Source organism: Microbacterium sp. SL75, assembly GCF_026625865.1.
Lineage (GTDB): Bacteria > Actinomycetota > Actinomycetes > Actinomycetales > Microbacteriaceae > Microbacterium.
In genome coordinates this window covers 1,590,134-1,610,163 of record NZ_CP113067.1, presented here as the reverse complement: position 1 = coordinate 1,610,163, position 20,030 = coordinate 1,590,134, and the positions used below count along the sequence as shown (strand labels likewise).

The window sequence follows — 20,030 nt, the reverse complement described above, 5'->3', positions numbered from 1 at the left end:
TGGACGGCGTCCGAAAACGACGATCGTCGGCCCGCCCCGCCAGGCGTCGCGCCGGGGTCTCGGCATCCCGTCCCCCTAGACTCGACGAAACCCGAGGAGGAGCCATGCCCCGGCGCCGTCGCACCGTCGCGCAGCACGCCCGCCTGCGTTCGCCGAACCCGCTCGGCCAGCTCGCGAAGCTCCTCGCCGTCGCCGCGGTGGTCGGTGTCGTCGCAGCGATCGGAGTCGTGTCGTACACGGCGTACGACCTCACGGCCGACTTCGTCGAAGAGGCCGTCGTTGTCGAGAACCAGCCGGCCGTCCCGCCCGACCTCGGGGCGCTCTCGGGCGGGGTGAACATGATGCTCGTCGGCATCGACGAATGCGAAGAAGAGCTCATCGCCCTCTTGGGCGACCGGTGCGGGGGTGCGGACGCGGGCGGACGCCTGAACGACGTGAACATCCTCCTGCACATCTCGGAAGAGCCCCGGAAGGTCACGGTCGTCTCGTTCCCGCGCGACCTCATCTTCGACGCCCCCGCGTGCGACACCGCCGACGGGGGTCGCTTCGGCGGCGGCACCCTGCAGATCAACGAGCTCTACACCTACGGCGGACTCTCGTGCGTGATCACCGCCATCTCCGACATGAGCGGCCAGCAGATCCAATTCGGCGCGATGGTCACCTTCGGCGGCGTCATCGAGATCACCAACGCGATCGGCGGCGTCGAGATCTGCCTCGCGAGCGACATGCGCGACGCGAACACGGGCATCGACTGGGAAGCGGGACCGCGGACCATCCAGGGCCTCGAGGCGCTGCAGTTCCTCCGCACCCGATACGGAGTGGGCGGCAGCGACCTGGCCCGCGTGAGCAATCAGCAGCAGTACATGTCTCGCCTGGCGCGCAAGCTCGTCAGCGAGGAGGTGCTGTCGAACCCCTCGACGGTGCTGCGCTTGGCTTCGACGGGCCTTCGAAACGTCACGCCGACGCAGAGCCTGACGAATCCGCTGACCCTCGTCCAGGTCGCGTCCGCGGTGAAGGACGTGCCGTTCGAAGACATCGTCTTCGTTCAGTATCCGACCGTCACCGCCCGCTCGGATGCCAATCGCGTGGAGCCCGACGACGCCGCGGCCGAGGTGCTCTGGGACGCGTTGCGCGAGAACCGTTCCATCGAAGTGACCGGAGGGGTGTCGGTCAACGACGGTACGGTCATCGCCGAACCGACCCCGGGAGAGCAGGTGTCGCCCACGGAAGATCCCGCGGTCGAGCCGGGCGAGGTCGATCCCCGCACGGGCGCCATCGCCCTCCCACCCGCCATCACCGGCTCGAGCGCCGCGCAGCAGACCTGCAGCGCGGGTGTCGTCAACTGAGTCAGTAGGTCGGCGCGGCCGGCAGCCCGAAGAACTCCTCGAGGGTGGTGAAACCGCCCTCGTGATACGCGCGGGCGAGCTCCGGGCCGATGTAGCGCAGGTGCCAGGCCTCGGGCTCGTAACCGCTGACGCTCTCGCGACCCTCGGCGTACCGGGTGATGAAGCCGTACTCCCACGCGTGATCGCGCACCCACGCGCCCTGCGGCGACGCCGCCACGTCGTCGAGGGTCTTGCACGAGCCCTTGCACGGGACGATGTCGACGGCCATCCCCGACTGGTGTTCGCTGTAGCCGGGCCGCGCGCTCTCTCGATCCGCTTCGGCGACACCCCCGACTGCCACCCGCCCGGCGTAGGTCGACTTCTGCGTCGTGTACGAGCGGTAGGCGCTGAGGTAGCCGATCTCGCCGACGCCGGCGTCGGCCGCCGCTTTCACGAGCGAGGTGAGAGCGCGCGCGGCGGGAGCACGCAGGGCCGAGTCCTCGAGGGCGCGCACATCGGCGGGCATGACGAGGTCGCCGGGCTGGTAGTCGACCGGGTCGTACGGGCGCTGCTTGTTGACGACGAGCCACTCGCGGTTCGGGTCGGAGAGCGAGACGCAGGGGGCGATCCCGGATGCCACCGCTGCGCGGAAGGCCCCACCGCCACCGGCGGCGTCGATGACGGCGGCGTCGTCCCCCGCGGCGAGCGCGGTCGTGAAGGCGGGATCGTCGCACGGTGTCGCCGTGGCGGCGACGGCGGCGAGCTGGGGCACGGGGATGCCGTCGTCGGCGACGGCCGGAGGGCCCGCGATCTGCGCGACGGCATCGCTCGCCGACTCGGGTAAACCCCCCGAGGCGGCAGCACCGACCGCGATGGCGCACCCGGCGATCACGACGACGGCCGCGGCCACCCCCGCAAGGCGGCGTCGGAGGAGGACGGGAGCGAGTCGACGGATGCCACGGGTCTCGGACGCTCTTTCCTGAGGGGCGTCGGCATCGCGGCGCAGCGCGCGACGTGTCGATGCCGCGGCGAAGGCGTCGTCGGCGACGACATCAGGAAGGGTGAGGGCCGCGGTCGCGAGCCGCTCGGCCTCCGCGCGCGCGGCGCGGCGGGGCGAGGTCTCGGGGTCGTGGCTTGTCACCCCTCCATTGTCGCTGGTGCATCCTGAACGGTCGACCCGGGTGGGGTCGGGGCGCGGGTCTCGAACCTGGACTCGAAAGGAACAGGCACGGTGTTGCCGGATCGTCGAACATGCGTTCGACTGTTCTCATGAGATGGCAGGGTCAGCAGCTGGGGGTGGACGACACGGCGGCGCTCCCGGGCATGGAGCGGATGGACGGCCTCGTCCGATCGGTGACGACGCCGGAGTTCGCCGGGATGACGTTTCACGAGGTGCTCTGCAAGAGCGCGCTGAATCGCGTCCCCGGTGCCTCGGCCATGCCGTTCGACTGGACCGTGAACCCCTATCGCGGCTGCAGCCATGCGTGTTCGTATTGCCTGTCCCCGGACACCCTCATCTTGAAAGCGGACGGCCGACAGGTCCCCCTGTCGCAGATCCGTGTCGGAGACGAGATCATCGGCACCGAGGGGGGATCGCGAGACCGCCGTTATGTGCGAACGACCGTTCGCGCGAAGTGGAGCACTCGCAAACGCCTCCATCGCGTCACCCTCGCGGACGGCACCGAGATCGAGTGCAGCGCAGACCACCGGTTCCTGACGGAGCACGGATGGAAACACGTCACCGACTCCCCCGTCGCGGGCCGACAGCGCCCCCACCTCACGGTGTCGAACCGTCTGCAGGGTTTCGGAACGGGCGCCCCTCCCTCCGTGGAAGCGCCGGATCCGGACTGGCGCAAAGGGTATCTGACGGGCATGGTACGCGGTGACGCGACGATCTCCCACAAGACCCACGACGACGAGAATCGAGTCCGAGAAATCCACCGATTTCGCCTCGCCCTGGCCGATCGTGAGGCGCTCGATCTCGCGAAGGAGCTTCTCGAACAGATCGGCATCGTCACGATGGTCCGCCCCGTCTCCGTGCCCGCTCATCGCCGGCCCATGACGGCTCTTCACACGGCGAAGACGGACGATGTCGCGCGCCTCGAGGACTACGTCGCGATACCGCGGACGCGAAGCCGGGAGTGGATGGCTGGCTTCCTCGGGGGCATCTTCGACGCGAAGGGCTCTGACTCGGGCGAAATCCTGCGCATAAGCAACGCGAACGACGAACTTCTCTCGTTGGCCGAAGAGGCCTTCGCCGCGTTCCGATTCGATACCGTTCGCGAACCCTCTCGCCCGGGCACTGTGTCGGATGTCCGCCTGCGCGGAGGGCTCGCCTCGAGACAACGATTCTTCGATATCGCCCACCCGTCCATCACGCGCACACTCGATGTCTGCGGGACAACGGTCGAGACCAGCGTGGACGTGAGAGTCGTGAGCATCGAGGACATCGGCTACGACATCGACATGATCGACATCACGACGGACACCGAGGATTTCGTCGCGAACGGCGTCATCAGCCACAACTGCTTCGCTCGCAAGACTCACGAGTACCTCGACCTGGACTACGGGGCCGACTTCGACTCGCAGATCGTGGTGAAGGTGAACGTGGCCGACGTCCTGCGCACCGAGGTGCGCCGGGGGTCGTGGGCGCGCGAGCCCGTGATGCTCGGGACGAACACCGATCCCTATCAGCGCGCGGAGGGTCGGTACCGCCTCATGCCCGACATCGTCGGGGCCCTCACCGACAACGGCACACCCTTCTCGATCCTCACCAAGGGCACGCTGCTTCGACGGGACCTCCCTCTGCTCGCCGAGGCCTCGAAGCAGGTGAAGGTCACGCTGGCGATGTCGATCGCCGTCTTCGACGACGTCCTCCAGCACTCGATCGAACCGGGCACGCCCAGTGCCGAAGCCCGGCTCGAGACCGTGCGCGCGGCGACCGCGGCAGGATTCCGGGTGACGGTGTTCCTCATGCCGATCATGCCGCACCTCACCGACTCGATCGCCGCCCTCGACGACGCCCTCGCGCGCATTCGCGAGGCCGGTGCCGCACGCGTCGTCTACGGCGCACTCCACCTTCGCCCCGGTGCGAAACAGTGGTTCTTCGACTGGCTCGAGCGCGAGCATCCGCACCTGGTCTCGTCGTATCTCGGGCTGTACCCGGGGGTCTCGACGACGGCCCCGAAGGCCTACCGCACGTGGCTCGGCAAGCGCATGCGGCCACTCCTGCGCATGCATCGTCTCGACGGGTGGGACGAGGACGACCATCCTCGTGGCCGACCGCAGCCGGGATTGGCCGCGAGGACACCGCCCGCCAGCAGCCTCGGCCCGGTCCGTGTCACCGGCGTTCCGGCATCCGGTCGTCCCCGTGTCGCCCCGGCCAGCGAGCCGACGTTGTTCTGAGGGCCGGCCAGCGGCGCGGGGGCTCGACGGTTCTCGCGGTCCCGGCATCCCGAGGATGCACGAAGCCCCCGTCGCTGAACGTGACGGGGGCTTCGAGCGACGGGTTACGCGTCGACGTTCGAGAGCTGACGACCCGAGAGCTCCTCGAGCACGTCGTCACCGAGCGCGGTCTCTTCGAAGGGAGCCTGGATCTCGGCGCGGTCGAGCAGCTCGGTCATCCGACGGCGACGCTGACGCGTGATCAGCGTGACCACCGTGCCGGCGCGACCCGCGCGGCCGGTGCGGCCCGAGCGGTGCAGGTACGTCTTGTACTCGTCGGGAGCGTCGGCCTGGATGACCAGGTCGATGTCGTCGACGTGGATGCCGCGAGCGGCGACATCGGTGGCGACGAGCACGTTGACGCGCCCCGAGGTGAGCTTCTCGAGGTTGCGCGTGCGCTTCTGCTGGTTGAGGTCGCCGTGCAGCGCTACCGCGGCGATGCCGGCGTCGTCGAACTGCTCGGCGAGCATCTCGGCGTAGGCACGGGTGCGGGCGAACACGAGGGTCTTGCCCTCGCGGTCGACGAGCGAGTCGAGGATCTGCGCCTTGTCGCGGTGCTCGATGACGAGGACGCGGTGTTCGATGGTGCTCGAGTCCTGGTCCTCGCCGGCGACCTCGTAGACGGCCGGCTCGACGAGGAACTCGTCGACCAGGGCCGCGACCTCGCGGTCGAGGGTGGCCGAGAAGAGAAGCTTCTGGCTACCCTTCTTGGTCGCACGGAGGATCCGCTGCACGGGCTCGAGGAAGCCGAGCTCACACATGTGATCCGCCTCGTCGAGGACGGCGATCTGCACCTGCGAGAGGTCGAGCTTGCCCTGGTTCAGCAGGTCTTCGATGCGGCCCGGGGTGCCGATGACGATGTCGACGCCCTTCTTGAGCGCACCGACCTGACGCGCCTGGGGCACGCCGCCGTAGACCTGGGTGGTGAACAGGCCCACGCTGCGCGCGAGCACCTGCACGGTGCGGTCGATCTGCAGGGCGAGCTCGCGCGTGGGAGCGAGGATGATCGCCTTGGGGGCGCGTCCGAACTCGCGACGCTGACCCGCCTGCGAGCGCAGGATGCTCTCGACCAGCGGCGCACCGAAGGCGATCGTCTTGCCCGAGCCGGTGCGGCCGCGGGCGAGGACGTCGCGTCCTTCGAGGATCGGGGCGACCGTGGCCGCCTGGATCGGGAAGGGGCTCGCTGCGCCGAGACCGGCGAGGGCGCGGACGAGATTGTCGCCGAGACCCAGCTCGGCGAAGCCTGCGCCGGTGACCGTGGCGGCATCCACGGCCTCGGCCTGCAGGCGCTCGTGCACCACGTCGACGCGCTGCTCGTGCTCCGCGGAGCGCTTCGGAGTGCTGTTCCAATCGCTGCGGCTCGGGCCGTCGTTGCGACGCGGGCGGTCGTCGAACGAGCGTGCCGGGCGGTCGTTGCGGTCGAACGAACGAGCAGGGCGGTCGCTGCGGTCGAACGAACGAGCGGGACGGTCGTCGCGGTCGAACGAACGAGCGGGACGGTCGCTCCGGTCGAACGAACGAGCCGGACGGTCGTTGCGATCGAACGAACGGACCGGACGGTCGCCGGCGTCACGACGGGGACGCTCATCACGGTCGAACGAACGCGCGGGACGATCGTTCCGGTCAAACGAACGCGCCGCACGGTCGTTGCGATCGAACGAACGGACCGGACGGTCGCCGACGTCCCGACGGGGACGCTCATCACGGTCGAACGAACGCGCGGGACGATCGTTCCGGTCAAACGAACGCGCCGGACGGTCGTTGCGGTCGAACGAACGGGCGGGACGGTCGCCGACGTCCCGACGGGGACGCTCGTCACGGTCGAACGAGCGAGCCGGACGATCGTTCCGATCGAACGAACGAGCCGGACGGTCGTCGCGATCGAACGAACGCGCGGGACGGTCGCCGGCGTCACGACGGGGCCGCTCGTCACGGTCGAACGAACGTGCGGGACGATCGTTGCGGTCGAACGACCGGGCGGGCCGATCGTCGCGTGCCGACGAGCGGATGTTGCGGGCCTCGGCACGGCCGGCGCGGTCGGCGGCGTTCCAGCGGCCCTTGTCGGGGGTCGCCTCGGCCTCGGGACGGTACCCGCGGTGGTTGGGGCTCTTGCTCCCGGGCTTGGCGGGACCCTCTGCACCGGGACGACGCTTGCGGTCCTGGAACGAGGTCTTCGCGCCGTAGCGGGGCTCGAAGTTCTTGGCGGCGCGGCCGCCGGCGGGCTTCTTGTTCTTGGGCATGGAAAAACTTCCTGGGTTCTGTTCGCGCGAAACAGCGACACCGCTCGTGGCGGTGCGATACCCGGACTCTCGTCGGCCGGGGGCCAATTCACTAGTGATGGTCGAGGCCGCGATCGCGTCCTGTCCATCGGCCCCTTGGACTCACAAACCCATCCGCGCGTCACGCACGGTGTCCAGAGCCGACCACACCACGTTACCGGTCGCGCCTGGGAATGGCATCCACGTTCCCGCCCTCGGGCACCAGAACAGGAGGATGCCGCCTCAACAGGCCGATCCGGCGGCGAACGGCTGTTCCGTCGCAGCCCTTGCTCTCGATCGCCGTGCGCGACACCGGACCCTCCGACGGGTTCGGGGATCTCGGCCGCCGGGCCTGCACGAAGATAGACGCATGGCAGACACCGACGCCCACCCCATCACGGTGGCGATCGAGCGGCGCATCGACCCGACGCGCACCGCCGAAGCGACCTCCTGGATGCAGGCCGGCACCGACCTCGCGACCACTTTCCCGGGCTTCCTCGGCTCGGGGTGGGTGCGCGCGGGTGAAGACAGCGACCTCTGGTACATGCTGTACCGCTTCCGCGACATCACGACGCTCGAGGAGTGGGAGAGCTCGACGCAGCGCCAGTGGTGGCTCGACTCGGGGCGCCCCTTCGCGCGCGAAGAGCGCAGCGAACGACGCACCGGGATCGAGGGCTGGTTCGACGCCCCGCACGGCTCGATCCTCGAGGCGGCGACAGTGACGGAGGCCGGAACCCAACCGATCCACCAACCGGTGCCGGCGGCTCCCCCGCGGTGGAAGCAGGCCGTGACGATCTGGGTCGGGTTCTTCCCGACGAATCTGGCGGCGTCGTGGCTGCTGGGCTTCGTTCCCGGGTTCGCCGAGATCCCCCTCGTCCTGCGCGTGCTCGCCACCACCCTCATGCTCACTCCCGTCATGACCTACGCGGTCCTCCCGTGGGTCACCCGCATGCTGCAGCCCTGGCTGCAGCGTCCGCGCCGATCGCGAAAGGCCACGTCATGACCGCCGACCCCACCGGATTCCGCTTCCGCCTCCGCGGCGAGCACTCCTCCGCCGAGATCGCTCAGGTGGGTGCCGCGCTTCGCGCGCTGACGGTCGACGGCGTCGACCTCGTGCCGCGCTACCCCGACGACCTGCCCACGCCCGCGGCATCCGGAGTCGTCCTCGTCCCGTGGCCGAACCGCATCCGCGACGGTAAGTACTCCTTCGACGGCGAGGACCAGCAGCTCGCGATCAGCGAGCCGAAGTTCGGCAACGCCAGTCACGGCCTTTTGCGCTTCGGGACCTATCACGCCCTCGAGCACAGCGACGAGCAGCTCGTGCTCGGCGCCGAGGTGGTGCCGCAGACCGGCTATCCCTTCCACCTGCGCACGCGGGTCGCGTACACCCTTCGCGCCGACGGTCTGCACGTGAGCCACGTCATCGAGAACGTCGGGTCGAAGGCCGCCCCCGTCGCCCTGGGCGTGCACCCGTACCTCCACATCGGCGGCGTTCCGACGGAGGATCTGGTGGTGCGATCGACCGGCACGACCACGCTCGTCCTCGACGACCGCAACATCCCCGTCGACGAGGTGCCGGTCGATGCCGCCACCGACCTGCGCGAGGGTCGCCGTCTCGGCGATGCCTCGCTCGACAACGGCTATCGCGGATTGGAGCGGGATGCCGACGGCCGGGCGCACCACACCCTCACCGCTCCCGACGGTCGGTGCGTGCAGCTGTGGCAGGATGACGGGTTCCGCTGGGCGCAGGTGTTCACGACCGATCGCTACCCCGGGCAGTCCCTCGCGGTGGCGATCGAGCCGATGACGGCTCCGGCGAACGCTTTCGCGACCGGGACGGACCTGGAGCGACTCGAACCGGGCGCGAAAATGACCAGGGAATGGGGCATTTCCTACCGCGCGTAAGGCGGCCTTGTCCCCCAAATGGGGGACAAGAAATTGGGCATATGACCTGGGAATTTCCCAGACAAGCCCTTTCCTGAAAAGGCGGCGCGAACGATACCATGTGCCCTGACGGTTTCCGTCAAGGCCGGGGGAGGCAAAGGACCAAGGTTTCTCCTGGCTCATTGCCCGAATGAGCCGACGGGGGCCGAGGGTCCCGCGGTGTGGGGGGATCCTCGTTCCGTCCTGAGGAAAGATCCCCCACATGAGCAACGCGCTCCGCTCCGTTGTCCCCTTTTCGCTCCCGGTGCCGCGTCTGGGCACTCTCGCGCGCCGCCTGGACGCGATCCCGACGATGCACGTCGGCGGGGCGGCCCTGATCGTCCTCGTCAGCGGACTGCTGCTGTCGATCGCCACGACGAGCGACCCTCTGTGGTGGCAGTTGCACTTCAGCCAGCTGGGGATTTTCGGCGACCTCTCGAGCGCATTCTTCAACACCACGCTCAAGGTCAGCGGAATGATCGTCGTGGTCTTCGCCTTCCGCGTCCGTCGCGATGTGCGACGCGTGGGTCGCGGCCCCGTCCGTCGGGGCGCCGCGACGGTGGCCTTCATCTGCCTGAATGTCGTGGGCGTCAATCTCGCTCTCGTGGGCTGCATTCCTCTGAACACCGACAAAGACCTTCACGACAAGGTCGCGGGCTCGATGGTCCTCGGATTCCTGGCCCTGCTGCTGAGCGCGCCGTTCCTCTTCCACCGTCTCGGTAAGCGGATGGCGATCGGCACGGGGATCGCGACCGTCTGGCTGATCGTCTCGATCACGCTGTTCGTCTCGGCGACCATCAACCTGGCGCTGTTCGAGACGATTTCGTGCGCGGCGATGTTCGCGTGGTCGGGCATGTTCACCCAGATCCTCGCCTCGGCGGCGACGGCGGCCACGTCGAACCCGACGGCACAGGATCCCGCCGTGGTGGACCACGCCCCCCGCCGGCGCCGTCGCCTGCCGCTCGCCCGGCCGACGGCCACCCGTCGGCCCGCGCGCTCGGCGGCGCAGCGCTCCCCGCGCGTCGCACCCGCTCACCCCGTCGAGGGCTCGTCGCTCCGCCCCGATCGCGCGTCGACACTCATCCCGAGCGGTGACCGCCGACACCTCGGGATGAGCATCGCGAGAGGGACGGGACGCCGGGTGTCGGCATCCCGCCCGTTCCGCGTCAGTGCTTCTCGCGCAGTTCTCGGCGGCTCAGGGGGTGCCCGTCGTCGGCCGTCGACTCGACGTGCCCTGCCTCTCGCGCCGCCCGCCGCTCACGGCGCCTCTCGCTCGCTCCTTCGATGAGGTTGTAGAGCGTCGGCAGCACCAGCAGCGTCAGGAACGTCGACGACACGAGCCCGCCGATCACCACGACCGCCAGCGGCTGCGAGATGAATCCGCCGTGGCCGGTGATCCCCAGGGCCATCGGCACGAGGGCGAAGATCGCCGCGAGAGCCGTCATCAGGATGGGACGCAGGCGTCGGGCGCCTCCCACGACCGTCGCCTCGAAGACGCTGAGGCCGCGGGCCCGGTACTGGTTCACGAGGTCGATGAGCACGATCGCGTTGGTCACCACGATGCCGACGAGCATCAGTGCACCGATCATGCCCGCGACCCCGAGCGGGACACCCGTGATCAACAGCATGAGGATCGCTCCGGTCGCCGCGAACGGCACCGACACGAGCAGCTCGAGCGGCTGGCGCAGCGACTTGAAGGTCGCGACCATCACCACGTAGACGATGAGGATCGCCGCGAGCAGGGCGAGGCCGAGCTGGCTGAACGCATCTGCCTGGTCGGTGACCGAACCGCCCACCTTGGCAGTGGCCCCCTGGGGCAGGGCCGTGTCGGCGAGGGCCGCGCTGACGGTCGAGGAAGAACGGCCGAGGTCGTCGGTCGTGGGGGTCACGGTGATCGTGGCCGTCCGCAATCCCCGTGAGGTCGAGATCGACGGCGGGGTCTGGCTCTGCTCGACGGCGGCGATCTCGTCGAGGCGGACGTTGCCGCGCGCGCTCGGGATCTCGAGGGCGCGCAGGTCGTCGATGGTCTTCGGCGGGTTGGCGGTGGCGACGTACACGGTCACCCCGCGTCCGTCGAGTTCTACCGTGCCGGCCTGCCGCGGCTGCTGCGTCGCCGAGACGAGCGCACCCACGGCGCGTTCGGACAGCCCGCGCTCGGAGGCCGCGTCGCGGTCGACGCGCACGGAGACGAAGGGGAGGGATGCCGAGAGGCTGCTGGTGACCTGACCGATGCCGTCGCGCCCCTGCAGACCCGCGACCACGGCATCGCTCGCCTGCTGCAGCGACTGTCCGTCGGCGGCGGTGACGTCGACGGTGATGCCGGCCGAGCCGAGTCCGCCGCCGGAGGCCGCGACCTCGATCTCGCCCGCGTCGGGGAGCGCCTCGAGTTCGGTGCGAACGCGGTCGCGGAGCTCGACCTGGTCGACGCCCGATTCGGAGGTGATCGAGTACGTGATGCCCGAGCCTCCGCCCGAGAAGGCGTCGCGCAACGCCGACCCGCTCGAGCCGATCGAGGTCTGCACCGTCTGCACGCCGTCGGTGTCGAGCAGAACGGCCTCGACCTTCTGGGCCGCCGCGTCCTCGGCATCCAGGCTCGGGGCGGAGCCGATCTTTTGCGTGACGGTGAAGGTGTTCTGACCGGAGTCTCCGAGGAAGTCCGTCTTGAGCAGGGGAACGGACGCGAGCGTCCCGCCGAGCACGAGCACGGCCAGAGTGAGGGTGACCCACGAGTGCTTCAGCGTCCAGCGCAGCACCGGAACGTAGGCCTTCTGCAAGCGCGAGGGCGGCGCGGTCGGCGACTCGGGGTCGATCGGATTCCCCTCGGCGTCGCGGATGACCTTTCCGGGCTTCAGGAACCACGACGCCAGCACGGGCACGATGGTGAGCGACACGAGCAGCGAGGCCGCCATGGCGATCGTCACGGTCAGCGAGAACGGCCGGAAGAGTTCTCCCGTCACGTCCCCCACGAAGGCGATGGGGAGGAACACTGCAACGGAGGTGATGGTGGATGCCGTGATGGCGGCCGCCACCTCGCGCACCGCGCGCACGATCGTGGGGATCTTGTCGGCGTCACCGACGTAATGGCGCTTGATGTTCTCGATCACCACGATCGAGTCGTCGACGACGCGGCCGATCGCGATCGTGAGCGCGCCGAGCGTCAGGATGTTCAGCGAGTACCCGAAGGCCTGCAGCCCGACGAAGGTGATGAGGACGCTGGTGGGGATCGAGATCGCCGTCACGAGCGTCGACCGCACCGACATGAGGAAGATGAGGATCACCACGACGGCGAAGACGAGACCGAGAAGCCCCTCTTGCGCGAGGGCCTCGATCGACTGCTGGACGAACGGCGCCTGGTCGAAGACGACCGTGAACTTCGCGCCCTGGCCGAGCTGCGATTCGAGACCCGGGAGCGCATCGAGAACGCCACGCGAGACGTCGACGGTGTTCGCGGCCGGGAGCTTCGTGACGGCGATGGTCAGGGCCGGCTGCCCGTCGACGCGCGACAGCGTGGTCACGGGGTCGGGCTCGAGGGCGACCGTGGCGACATCGCTGATCTTCGTCTGCCCCGCCTGGAACTGGGCGGCGTCGGTGGGCACGAGCGGGAGGGCGGAGATCTCGTCGACGCTGGTCAGCTTCGACCCGGTCTGCACGGTGAGGGTCTGGTCGCCCTCGGTCAGGGAGCCGCCCGGGAAGAGCACACCGTTGGCGTCGAGGGCGTCGGTGATCGCCTGCTGGCTGAAGCCGCGCTCGGCGAGCTTGGTGGTGTCGGGGGTGATCGTCACGCGCTGGGCGGTGCCGCCCACGATCTGCGCGCCGTTGACTCCCGCGACGTCCTCGAGGTCGGGGACCACGCTCGTCTGGAGGATGGACTGCGTCGCCTCGGCGTCGGTGAATCCCGTGACGGCGAGCTGGATGACGGGGAAGTCGTCGATGCTGGCCGACGCGACGGTGGTGTCGGCGGAGTCGGGGAGCTGGTCCTTGATGCGCGCGATCGCGGCGAGGATCTTCTGCTGCGCCCCGGCGAGGTCGGTGCCGTAGGTGAACTTCGCCGAGACGATCGACGAGTTCGTCGTGCTCGTGGCGGTGCTCGATTCGAGCCCCTCGACACCGCGGATGGCGTTCTCGATCGGGGTCGAGACATCGGTCTCGACGACCTCGGGCGACGCCCCCGGGTAGGTTGTGACGACGGCGAGCTGGGGGAACTCGATCGAGGGGATGAGCTCCTGCTTGAGGCTGGTGAGCGCGAGCCCGCCGAAGATCGCCGCGACGATCGTGACGAGGGCGATGAGGGCGCGGTTCTTCAGGCTCAGGACGGCCAGGTACGACACGGGGGACCCTCCGGGTAAGTCCGATACAGGAATGTATCGAAGCTCAGTATCCCATGCGCACCCGCCCCTCGGACCGCCCGGCGGGCGGCTGCCTCAGAGCGCCGATCCGAGCGACAGACCCAGTGCCGCCGCGACGACGGACCCGACGAACGACACCACCGCGTACGACACCGCCGCGCGCGAGCGCCCCTCTTCGGCGAGCAGCGCCGTGGTCACAGCCACCGCGCTGAATGTCGTGTACCCGCCGAGCAGACCCGTCCCGAGGACCCACCGCCACGACTCGTCGGCGGGAAGGGGGGTCAGGATGCCGAGCACGAGTGCCCCGGTAAGATTCACGACCAGGATGCCCCACGGGAACCGCTCCCCCGTGCGGCGCCGCACAGCCACATCGAGCAGATAGCGCAGCGCCGCCCCCACGCCGCCGGCGAGGGCCACGGCGAGGAAGACGAGCGGCATCACGCCGCCAATCTACCCCTCGCCGCGCGAGCCCCTCACGCCTCGAGCGCCTCGACGCGACGACGCAGTTCGGATGCCTTCTCGGCGCCGATCTGCGCTTCGGCGAGCTTGAGTGCGGCGCTCGCGGTGAGCGTGCGGGCCACGAGGTAGGTGGGGCTCGCCTTGAGGTCGGGGATGACGTCGAGGATGATGCCCTCGGCATCGGGGTCGGTCATGAGCTTGCCGAGCTTGATCTTTGCCAGGTCGTAGCGAGCGGTCATCGGTCCTCCTTGAACGGGGCGCACCGTCGCGCCCTCGGCAGATTGTTGCACATATGTCCCGTTATGTCATCGATCGCTAGGGATCGAGCGAGAAAGCCCCCACGAGCGCGTAGGCCGCGCGCGCCTCGGGCGTCCAGAACGCCCCGACGTAGACGTGGAACCCCGCCCGAGCGGTCACCAGACGCACCGACGCCCGCTCGGCGCGCGCCCGTCGAGCGAAGGCGACGGCGTCGTCGAAGAAGATGTCGCGACCCCCCTGGAACACGAGGGTCGGCGGCAGCCCGGCGAGCTCCATCCGCGCGGGATTGAGCTCCGGGTCGTCGAGCCCCCGATCGCCCACCCACGCCTGCGCGCCCGCTCGAAGGCCGGGGACGCGCAGCGAGGGATCCCGCGGCATCCGACGCGCGATCCCCGGGTCGACGAGAGCGAGGTCGAGCCACGGCGAGAACAGCACGAGCCCGTCCGGTCGACGCGCGGCGCGCAGGGCGAGCCCCACCGCCACGGCCCCTCCGGCCGAGTCGCCCGCCACGAGGAGGCGGGAGGTCCCCGCCCGCGCGGCGAGACGTTCGTACTGGGCGTCGATCACGGCGAGGGTGTCGTCGGCCCGATGCTCGGGCGCCAGGGGGTAGCAGACCACCGTGATCGCCGCCCCGGTCGCCCGGGCGAGACGCTCGACGATCCACCAGTGCTCGGCGACGAGGGGATTCACCAGTCCCCCACCGGGCAGGTACATCAGCTCGAGGCCCGCGGTGCGCGCCGCCGGCTCGTAGCGGTAGACGGGCAGCCCGCCCTCACGCGAGACGACGACACGGCCCGAGCGTCGCAGGCGCGCCGGCGGATCGGCCGGACGGCGGCCCGGGTCGAGCGTCTCGAGGTAGTCGTCACGAGCCAGCGCGAGGCGGATCGGCCGCGCGCTCACCCACATCGCCGCGGTCGTGAGCGTCATCGACAGCGACACCGACTACTCCCCGCGCGCGTCGGCGGCCATATCGGCGAGCGCATTCGTCGTCACCAAGCGGACGACAGCCGGCAGGCCCGCGGCGATCTTGCGCCCCACGAGGGGCCCGAACACCAGCGCGAGAGGACCGGAGATCTCGACGGCGTGCGTCACCGACAGCCCGTTCGGCGTCTGGCGCATGCGGTGTGGGAACGACAGCACCGCCCCCGGCAAGCCGATCCGGAAGTTCATCGCGACCCCCGGCTGCAGCTCAGTGAAGGTGAAGCGCTGAGCGGGGGTTCCGTGGTTGACCACGCGGCCCGATGCACCGACGCGCGGGGGCACGGGGAAGGTGGCCTCGCGCAGATCGGGATCGTCGACGGCCCAGTCCTCGGGCGTGGTCCACCTCTTCCACACCGCGTCGGCGGTGGCGGTGGTGAGGTGCGTGTACTCGCGGCGCCAGGTCATCGGGCGACTCCCGTCTGTTCGTGGTCGGTCGAGAAGGAGCTCAGGATGCCGCGGGCCTGGAGCGCCGCGCGCTCACCGGCGCGGACGGCGCCGTCCATGAATCCCGTCCAGCAATCGGCCGTCTCGGTCCCGGCCCAGAGGATCGACCCGACGGGGGCGGCCAGGGCACCGGCGTAGGGCACGACCGCTCCCGGCCCCGGGGCGGCCGTGGGGCCGCCGCCGACCCAGGGCTCGGCGCCCCAGCGCTGGTCGATAAAGCCGATGGCATCCAGTGCCCGGGGGCCGAACAGGTCGGCGAAGGACGACAGCGCCCGCGCTCTGCGCTCGGCGGGTGCCAGCTCGTCCCACTCACGGGCGTAGACCCCGCCGATGAAGCCGAGGAGCACGCCGGGGGCGCCGGCGCGAGCGGGACCGGCGTCGAACGTGATGAAGACCGGGCCGGTGTCGGAGAGCCCCTGCCCCGACAGGTCGTGGTCGCGCCAGAACGGCCGCTCGTACACGGCATAGGCCTTCGACAGCACCCCCGCCGGCCATCGCTGGGCCATCTGGGCGTGAGAGGGGGGAAGGGCCGGCGCGAAGTCGATCCTGCCGCGCAGCGCCGGTGGCACGGCGACGACGACGGTGCGAGCGGTCACCGTCTCGTCGGCCGTCGACACGCGCACCCCCTGGGCGGCGGTCTCGATGCGCCGCACCGGAGCGCTCACCCGCAGGGCAGCCCCGAGCGCGTCGGCGAGACGCTCGGCGATCGCGTGCGAGCCCTCGACGAAGTGCTCCTCTTGCGCGCCTCCCTCGGTGTCGAGCATCGACGACAGTCCACCCGCCTGGTGGATGTAGTGCAGAGCGTGCAGGAACGAGATCTCGTCGGGCTCGCACCCCCACGTCGTCCGGCCGGCGATCGCGATGAGCTCTCGCGCCGCGGGAGAAGCGTGCGAGCGGCGCAGCCACGAGCCGAGGCTCTCGGCATCCAGGTTCGCGGCCTGCGGGGCTGCGGCGGGGTTCCCCCGGGGGACGGTGCGCGCCAGGCGGTCGAGAGTGAGCTGGATCCGTCCCACGTCGAGCAGGCTCGCGCCGACCGGAGGCACCGTGCCCCGGTAGCGCCGATGCTCGCCGCGCCACCGGATGACGTTGCGACCCGCGGCGTAGGTCCGATAGCGCGAGACGCCCACTTCGTCGGCGAGCGCCAGGATGCGATCCTGGCCGGGGCCGACGAACGTCCCGCCGAGGTCGACGTGCACCCCCGCCACCTCCGCCGACGACACGCGTCCGCCCACGCGGGGCGCCGCTTCGAACACCGCCACCGTCGCGCCGAACTGGCGAAGCCGGTGAGCGGCGGTCAGGCCCGAGAGACCTGCGCCGACCACGACCACGTCGACGTCGGGGGCCGGGGCCCGGTCCGCAGAGGGCGGGGAGGCGGTCATAGGCTTACTCCGTTCCGAAGGCGACACCGACCACCCCGGTCGGCGAGGAGGACAGCGTGAGCGAGACGACGAGCCGGCCGATGCGGGCGCGCGGTCGCGCGCGTCGCGAGCTGCTGTTGGACGCCACGATCGCGATCATCGCCGAGGGGGGCATCGCGGCCGTCACGCACAGGTCGGTGGCCGCCGCGGCGGGGGTGCCGCACTCGTCGACGACGTACTTCTTCGACTCGCTCGACGACATGATCGGCGAGGCCGTCGCGCACGCGATGGCGGCCGAGCTCGAGCGGCTCGAGCAGTTCCGCTCCGTCCTCGTCTCGGGCGCGAACAGCCCCGGGGCGGCGATCGACGAGTTCGTCGAGATCGTGCGCAGCCAATCGCAGGACCACACGGTCGCGCAGTTCGAGATCTACCTCTTCGCCTCGCGTCATCCGGCCCTGCGTGTTCACGTCGAGAAGATCCTCGACGAGACGCGGGCGCTCGCGGCGGCCGTGCTGCAGACGAACGGCGTGACCGATCCGCACGCCGCCGCTGCGGTCGTCGCCTTGATCGACGGTTTCGCCCTGCATCGCATCGCCCGTTCCGAGGAGGTCCAGTTTCAGTCGCTGGCGCACGCCCTGCGTGCCGCCATCGTGGGGTTCGTGACCCTCGCCGCGACCTCTTCGCTGGGCGAGGGGGATCACTCCCCCGCTTAGTTGGCACAAACGTACTGGTTTCTTGCGCCCGTCGCCTCCTCGCCGAGTCGAATTCACATCTTTGTCACACAAAACGGTACGTGTGTGCAATAAAGTGACCCGATAGTCGATCCCATTGCCGTGATCGACAGAAGGGTTCCGCGATGCTCCGTCCCCGTCCCCAGGACCACCTGCTCCGCTGGGGCGCGCGCGCCCTCGGGTCGCTTCCGCCCGCGGCCCTCCGCGCGGTGAACGGCCGCCCCGTCGTGATCGACGGCAACACCCTGCACCCCGCCGTTCAGACGTCTCTGCGCGTGATGAATGACGCGCCCGGCGCACACTTCGAGCGGCTCCCCCTCGACGAGGCCCGCGCGCACATCGAACTCGAGGCGTGGACGTTCGCCGGGACGACGAAGCTCGCGCAGAGGGACGACATCGAGATCCCCACGCGCGCCGGGCGGGTTCCAGGACGCGTATACCGCGCCGACCTCGATCGCGCGGCATCCGGGATCATCGTGTACTTCCACGGCGGCGGCTGGGTGCTCGGATCGGTCGACAGCGCGGATGCCACGTGCCGCACCCTCGCGAAGACCTCGGGCATGACGGTGGTGTCGGTCGGCTACCGACTGGCCCCCGAAGCGCCGTTCCCGGCGGGGCTCGACGACAGCGTCGACGCCTTCCGGTGGGTCCGCGACAACGCCTCGAGGTTCGGCGCGACCGCTGACACGGTCGGCGTCGGCGGCGAGAGCGCGGGCGGCAACCTCTCGGCGGTCGTGGCGTCGGTCACCCGGGACGATGCCGAGGGCGCCCCGGCGTTCCAGATCCTGTTCTGTCCCGTCACCGACCTCTCGCGCAAGCACAACTCGTACGCGCTGTTCGCCGACGGTTTCTTCCTCACGGAGGCGCAGATGGACTGGTACGCCGCGCACTACCTGAGCGGCGGCGGAAGCGCCGATGATCCGCTGGTCTCGCCCCTGCGCGCCGAGGATCTCTCGGGCCTGGCCCCGGCGTATGTCGCGGTGTCGGGTTTCGACGTGCTCCGCGACGAGGGCGTCGCCTACGCCGAGCGTCTCGAGGCCGCCGGTGTCGCAACGCACCTCGTGACCCACACCGGCCAGATCCACGGGTTCTTCAACGCCTGCGGGGCGCTGCGCGATGCGCGCGACGCCGTGGCGGATGCCGGCCGCTGGGCCGTGACGACGCTCGCGGCGGCGCGGACGGGCGGCATCCGGTGACCGCTGACGCGACGCCCGCCCCCCTCACCGCCTACGCCGAACCCACCCGCCCCGTTCGCGCGGGCTGGATCGCGGCCTTCGCCGGGGTGTGGCTCGGACTGTGGATGGCGCAGCTCGTCCCGGTGCAGGTACTGCTGCCCCTGCAGATCGCCGCGCAGCACACCTCGGACGACTGGCTCGTCTCGCTCGTCACCTACGGCCTGGTCAGCGCCGTGGCGGGGACGTTCGTGGTCATCGCCTACCCGATCGTCGGTGCGCTGAGCGACCGGACCCGGTCTCGGTTCGGACGCCGTCGCCCCTGGATCCTCGGCGGTGTCGTGCTCGCGGCCGTCGGTCTCGCGCTGCTCGGCGTCCAGACCGAGTCGCTCGGCACGGTGACGATGTGGACCGCGGTGATGATGGGCTTCTGCATGGCCTCCGCCGCCCTCACCGCCGTCATGGCCGACCGCGTGCCCGCGGGGCAGCGGGGGCTCGTGTCGGGCTGGATCTCAGCACCGAACGCGATCGGCATCCTGCTGGGGATCGTGCTGGTCACCGCGGTGTTCACCACGACGGCTTCGGGCTACCTCGCGCTGGCCGTGTGCTGCGTAGGCCTGGCCGTGCCGTTCCTGCTCGTTCTGCGCGACGTTCCGCTGACGACGTCCGAGGCGGCGCTGCTGGGTCCGCTCACCGTCCGCACGATCCTCTCGTCGATCTGGGTCGACCCCCGGCGTCACCCCGACTTCGCGTGGACCGTCGCGAGCCGTGTGCTCATCAACCTCGGCAACGCGATCGCCACGACGATGCTGCTGTACTTCTTCACCTTCGCGCTGAGGGTGGCCGATCCGACCGGCTTCCTCGTCTTCACGACGGTGATCTACATGGTCGTGACGATCGTGGCATCCGTCGCCCTCGGCAAGCTCAGCGACGTGGTTCAGCGCCGTCGCGTGTTCGTCCTCGCCTCGGGGGTCGCTCAAGCCGTCTCGGCCCTGCTCCTCGCCGTCGCCCCGGCCGAGTCGACCGCGGTGATCGGCGCCGTGCTGCTCGGGCTCGGTCAGGGGTGCTTCTTCGCCGTCGACCAGGCCCTGGCCACGCAGGTGCTGCCCTCGGCCGAGACGCGCGGCAAGGACGTCGGGATCATGAATATCGCCCTCGCCGGCCCGCAGGCGTTCGGTCCCCTGCTCGGGGCGGGGGCCGTGGTGCTGTTCGGCGGGTTCTCGGGGCTGTTCCTCGCGAGCGGGCTGGCGGGCCTGCTCGGCTCGGTCATCATCATGCGGGTGCGCTCGGTGCGGTGATCGTCGACGGATGCCGGGAGCCCGCGGCATCCG

15 protein-coding genes and 1 pseudogene are annotated in these 20,030 nt (G+C 70.1%); 8 read left to right on the top strand and 8 right to left on the bottom strand.

Features of this window, described 5'->3' with window-relative positions:
* The first annotated feature begins 104 nt into the window (after positions 1 to 104).
* A complete protein-coding gene (locus tag OVA17_RS07475) occupies positions 105 to 1,346 on the top strand; it encodes an LCP family protein (protein WP_267789234.1) in 1,242 nt (413 codons plus the stop codon).
* 1 nt (position 1,347) lies between these two features.
* Here the strand turns inward: OVA17_RS07475 and OVA17_RS07470 are convergent, their stop codons facing one another.
* Entirely contained in the window at positions 1,348 to 2,466 is a 1,119-nt protein-coding gene (locus OVA17_RS07470) for a M15 family metallopeptidase (protein ID WP_267789232.1), read from the bottom strand.
* Positions 2,467 to 2,594: 128 nt separating this feature from the next.
* On the opposite strand from OVA17_RS07470, the gene OVA17_RS07465 reads away from it, so the two are divergent.
* Entirely contained in the window at positions 2,595 to 4,730 is a 2,136-nt protein-coding gene (locus OVA17_RS07465) for an intein-containing Rv2578c family radical SAM protein (protein WP_267789231.1), read from the top strand.
* A gap of 104 nt (positions 4,731 to 4,834) precedes the next feature.
* On the opposite strand, the gene OVA17_RS07460 is transcribed toward OVA17_RS07465, so the two are convergent.
* Positions 4,835 to 7,009 carry a DEAD/DEAH box helicase gene (locus tag OVA17_RS07460; protein ID WP_267789230.1) on the bottom strand — a complete coding sequence of 725 codons (2,175 nt, stop codon included), beginning with the start codon at positions 7,007 to 7,009 and terminating at the stop codon, positions 4,835 to 4,837.
* Positions 7,010 to 7,397: 388 nt separating this feature from the next.
* Here OVA17_RS07460 and OVA17_RS07455 point away from each other — a divergent pair, with 388 nt between their 5' ends.
* From OVA17_RS07455 to OVA17_RS07445, 3 genes and pseudogenes are all read left to right on the top strand, one after another.
* On the top strand, positions 7,398 to 8,030 hold the full coding sequence (locus OVA17_RS07455) for an antibiotic biosynthesis monooxygenase (protein WP_267789229.1): 633 nt from the start codon (positions 7,398 to 7,400) through the stop codon (positions 8,028 to 8,030).
* Positions 8,027 to 8,932: an aldose 1-epimerase family protein gene (locus tag OVA17_RS07450; protein WP_267789228.1), complete on the top strand. Its 906-nt coding sequence runs from the start codon at positions 8,027 to 8,029 to the stop codon at positions 8,930 to 8,932. The genes OVA17_RS07455 and OVA17_RS07450 overlap by 4 nt, the downstream gene beginning before the upstream one ends.
* Positions 8,933 to 9,173: 241 nt before the next feature.
* Positions 9,174 to 9,797, top strand: a pseudogene (locus OVA17_RS07445) (DUF998 domain-containing protein); the annotation flags it as partial.
* Between the two features lie 319 nt (positions 9,798 to 10,116).
* On the opposite strand, the gene OVA17_RS07440 reads toward OVA17_RS07445, so the two are convergent.
* The 6 genes from OVA17_RS07440 to OVA17_RS07415 form a co-directional block, all read right to left on the bottom strand.
* Positions 10,117 to 13,278 (bottom strand): efflux RND transporter permease subunit, encoded by a 3,162-nt coding sequence (locus OVA17_RS07440; protein ID WP_267789227.1) that lies wholly within the window; start codon positions 13,276 to 13,278, stop codon positions 10,117 to 10,119.
* A 93-nt stretch (positions 13,279 to 13,371) separates the two neighbouring features.
* Positions 13,372 to 13,734 (bottom strand): fluoride efflux transporter CrcB, encoded by a 363-nt coding sequence (gene crcB, locus OVA17_RS07435; protein ID WP_267789366.1) that lies wholly within the window; start codon positions 13,732 to 13,734, stop codon positions 13,372 to 13,374.
* A gap of 35 nt (positions 13,735 to 13,769) precedes the next feature.
* Positions 13,770 to 13,994 carry a hypothetical protein gene (locus OVA17_RS07430; RefSeq protein WP_074696036.1) on the bottom strand — a complete coding sequence of 75 codons (225 nt, stop codon included), beginning with the start codon at positions 13,992 to 13,994 and terminating at the stop codon, positions 13,770 to 13,772.
* Between the two features lie 76 nt (positions 13,995 to 14,070).
* Entirely contained in the window at positions 14,071 to 14,952 is an 882-nt protein-coding gene (locus tag OVA17_RS07425; RefSeq protein ID WP_267789224.1) for an alpha/beta hydrolase fold domain-containing protein, read from the bottom strand.
* A 3-nt stretch (positions 14,953 to 14,955) separates the two neighbouring features.
* Positions 14,956 to 15,399: a hypothetical protein gene (locus OVA17_RS07420; RefSeq protein ID WP_103206916.1), complete on the bottom strand. Its 444-nt coding sequence runs from the start codon at positions 15,397 to 15,399 to the stop codon at positions 14,956 to 14,958.
* A complete protein-coding gene (locus OVA17_RS07415) occupies positions 15,396 to 16,817 on the bottom strand; it encodes a flavin monoamine oxidase family protein (protein WP_267789223.1) in 1,422 nt (473 codons plus the stop codon). The genes OVA17_RS07420 and OVA17_RS07415 overlap by 4 nt, the downstream gene beginning before the upstream one ends.
* Positions 16,818 to 16,873: 56 nt before the next feature.
* Between OVA17_RS07415 and OVA17_RS07410 the strand changes: the two genes are divergently transcribed.
* From OVA17_RS07410 to OVA17_RS07400, 3 genes are all read left to right on the top strand, one after another.
* Complete coding sequence (locus tag OVA17_RS07410) at positions 16,874 to 17,509, top strand: TetR/AcrR family transcriptional regulator (RefSeq protein WP_218026333.1); 636 nt, start codon at positions 16,874 to 16,876, stop codon at positions 17,507 to 17,509.
* A 143-nt stretch (positions 17,510 to 17,652) separates the two neighbouring features.
* Positions 17,653 to 18,723 (top strand): alpha/beta hydrolase, encoded by a 1,071-nt coding sequence (locus tag OVA17_RS07405; RefSeq protein WP_267789222.1) that lies wholly within the window; start codon positions 17,653 to 17,655, stop codon positions 18,721 to 18,723.
* Entirely contained in the window at positions 18,720 to 19,997 is a 1,278-nt protein-coding gene (locus OVA17_RS07400) for an MFS transporter (RefSeq protein WP_267789220.1), read from the top strand. The genes OVA17_RS07405 and OVA17_RS07400 overlap by 4 nt, the downstream gene beginning before the upstream one ends.
* Positions 19,998 to 20,030: the final 33 nt, after the last annotated feature.

Coding starts and splice junctions, on each gene's coding strand:
- OVA17_RS07475 (WP_267789234.1), top strand. CDS start 105: ATGCCCCGGCGCCGTCGCACCGTCGCGCAGCACGCCCGCCTGCGTTCG.
- OVA17_RS07465 (WP_267789231.1), top strand. CDS start 2,595: ATGAGATGGCAGGGTCAGCAGCTGGGGGTGGACGACACGGCGGCGCTC.
- OVA17_RS07460 (WP_267789230.1), bottom strand. CDS start 7,009: ATGCCCAAGAACAAGAAGCCCGCCGGCGGCCGCGCCGCCAAGAACTTC.
- OVA17_RS07455 (WP_267789229.1), top strand. CDS start 7,398: ATGGCAGACACCGACGCCCACCCCATCACGGTGGCGATCGAGCGGCGC.
- OVA17_RS07450 (WP_267789228.1), top strand. CDS start 8,027: ATGACCGCCGACCCCACCGGATTCCGCTTCCGCCTCCGCGGCGAGCAC.
- crcB (WP_267789366.1), bottom strand. CDS start 13,734: ATGCCGCTCGTCTTCCTCGCCGTGGCCCTCGCCGGCGGCGTGGGGGCG.
- OVA17_RS07430 (WP_074696036.1), bottom strand. CDS start 13,994: ATGACCGCTCGCTACGACCTGGCAAAGATCAAGCTCGGCAAGCTCATG.
- OVA17_RS07420 (WP_103206916.1), bottom strand. CDS start 15,399: ATGACCTGGCGCCGCGAGTACACGCACCTCACCACCGCCACCGCCGAC.
- OVA17_RS07415 (WP_267789223.1), bottom strand. CDS start 16,817: ATGACCGCCTCCCCGCCCTCTGCGGACCGGGCCCCGGCCCCCGACGTC.
- OVA17_RS07405 (WP_267789222.1), top strand. CDS start 17,653: ATGCTCCGTCCCCGTCCCCAGGACCACCTGCTCCGCTGGGGCGCGCGC.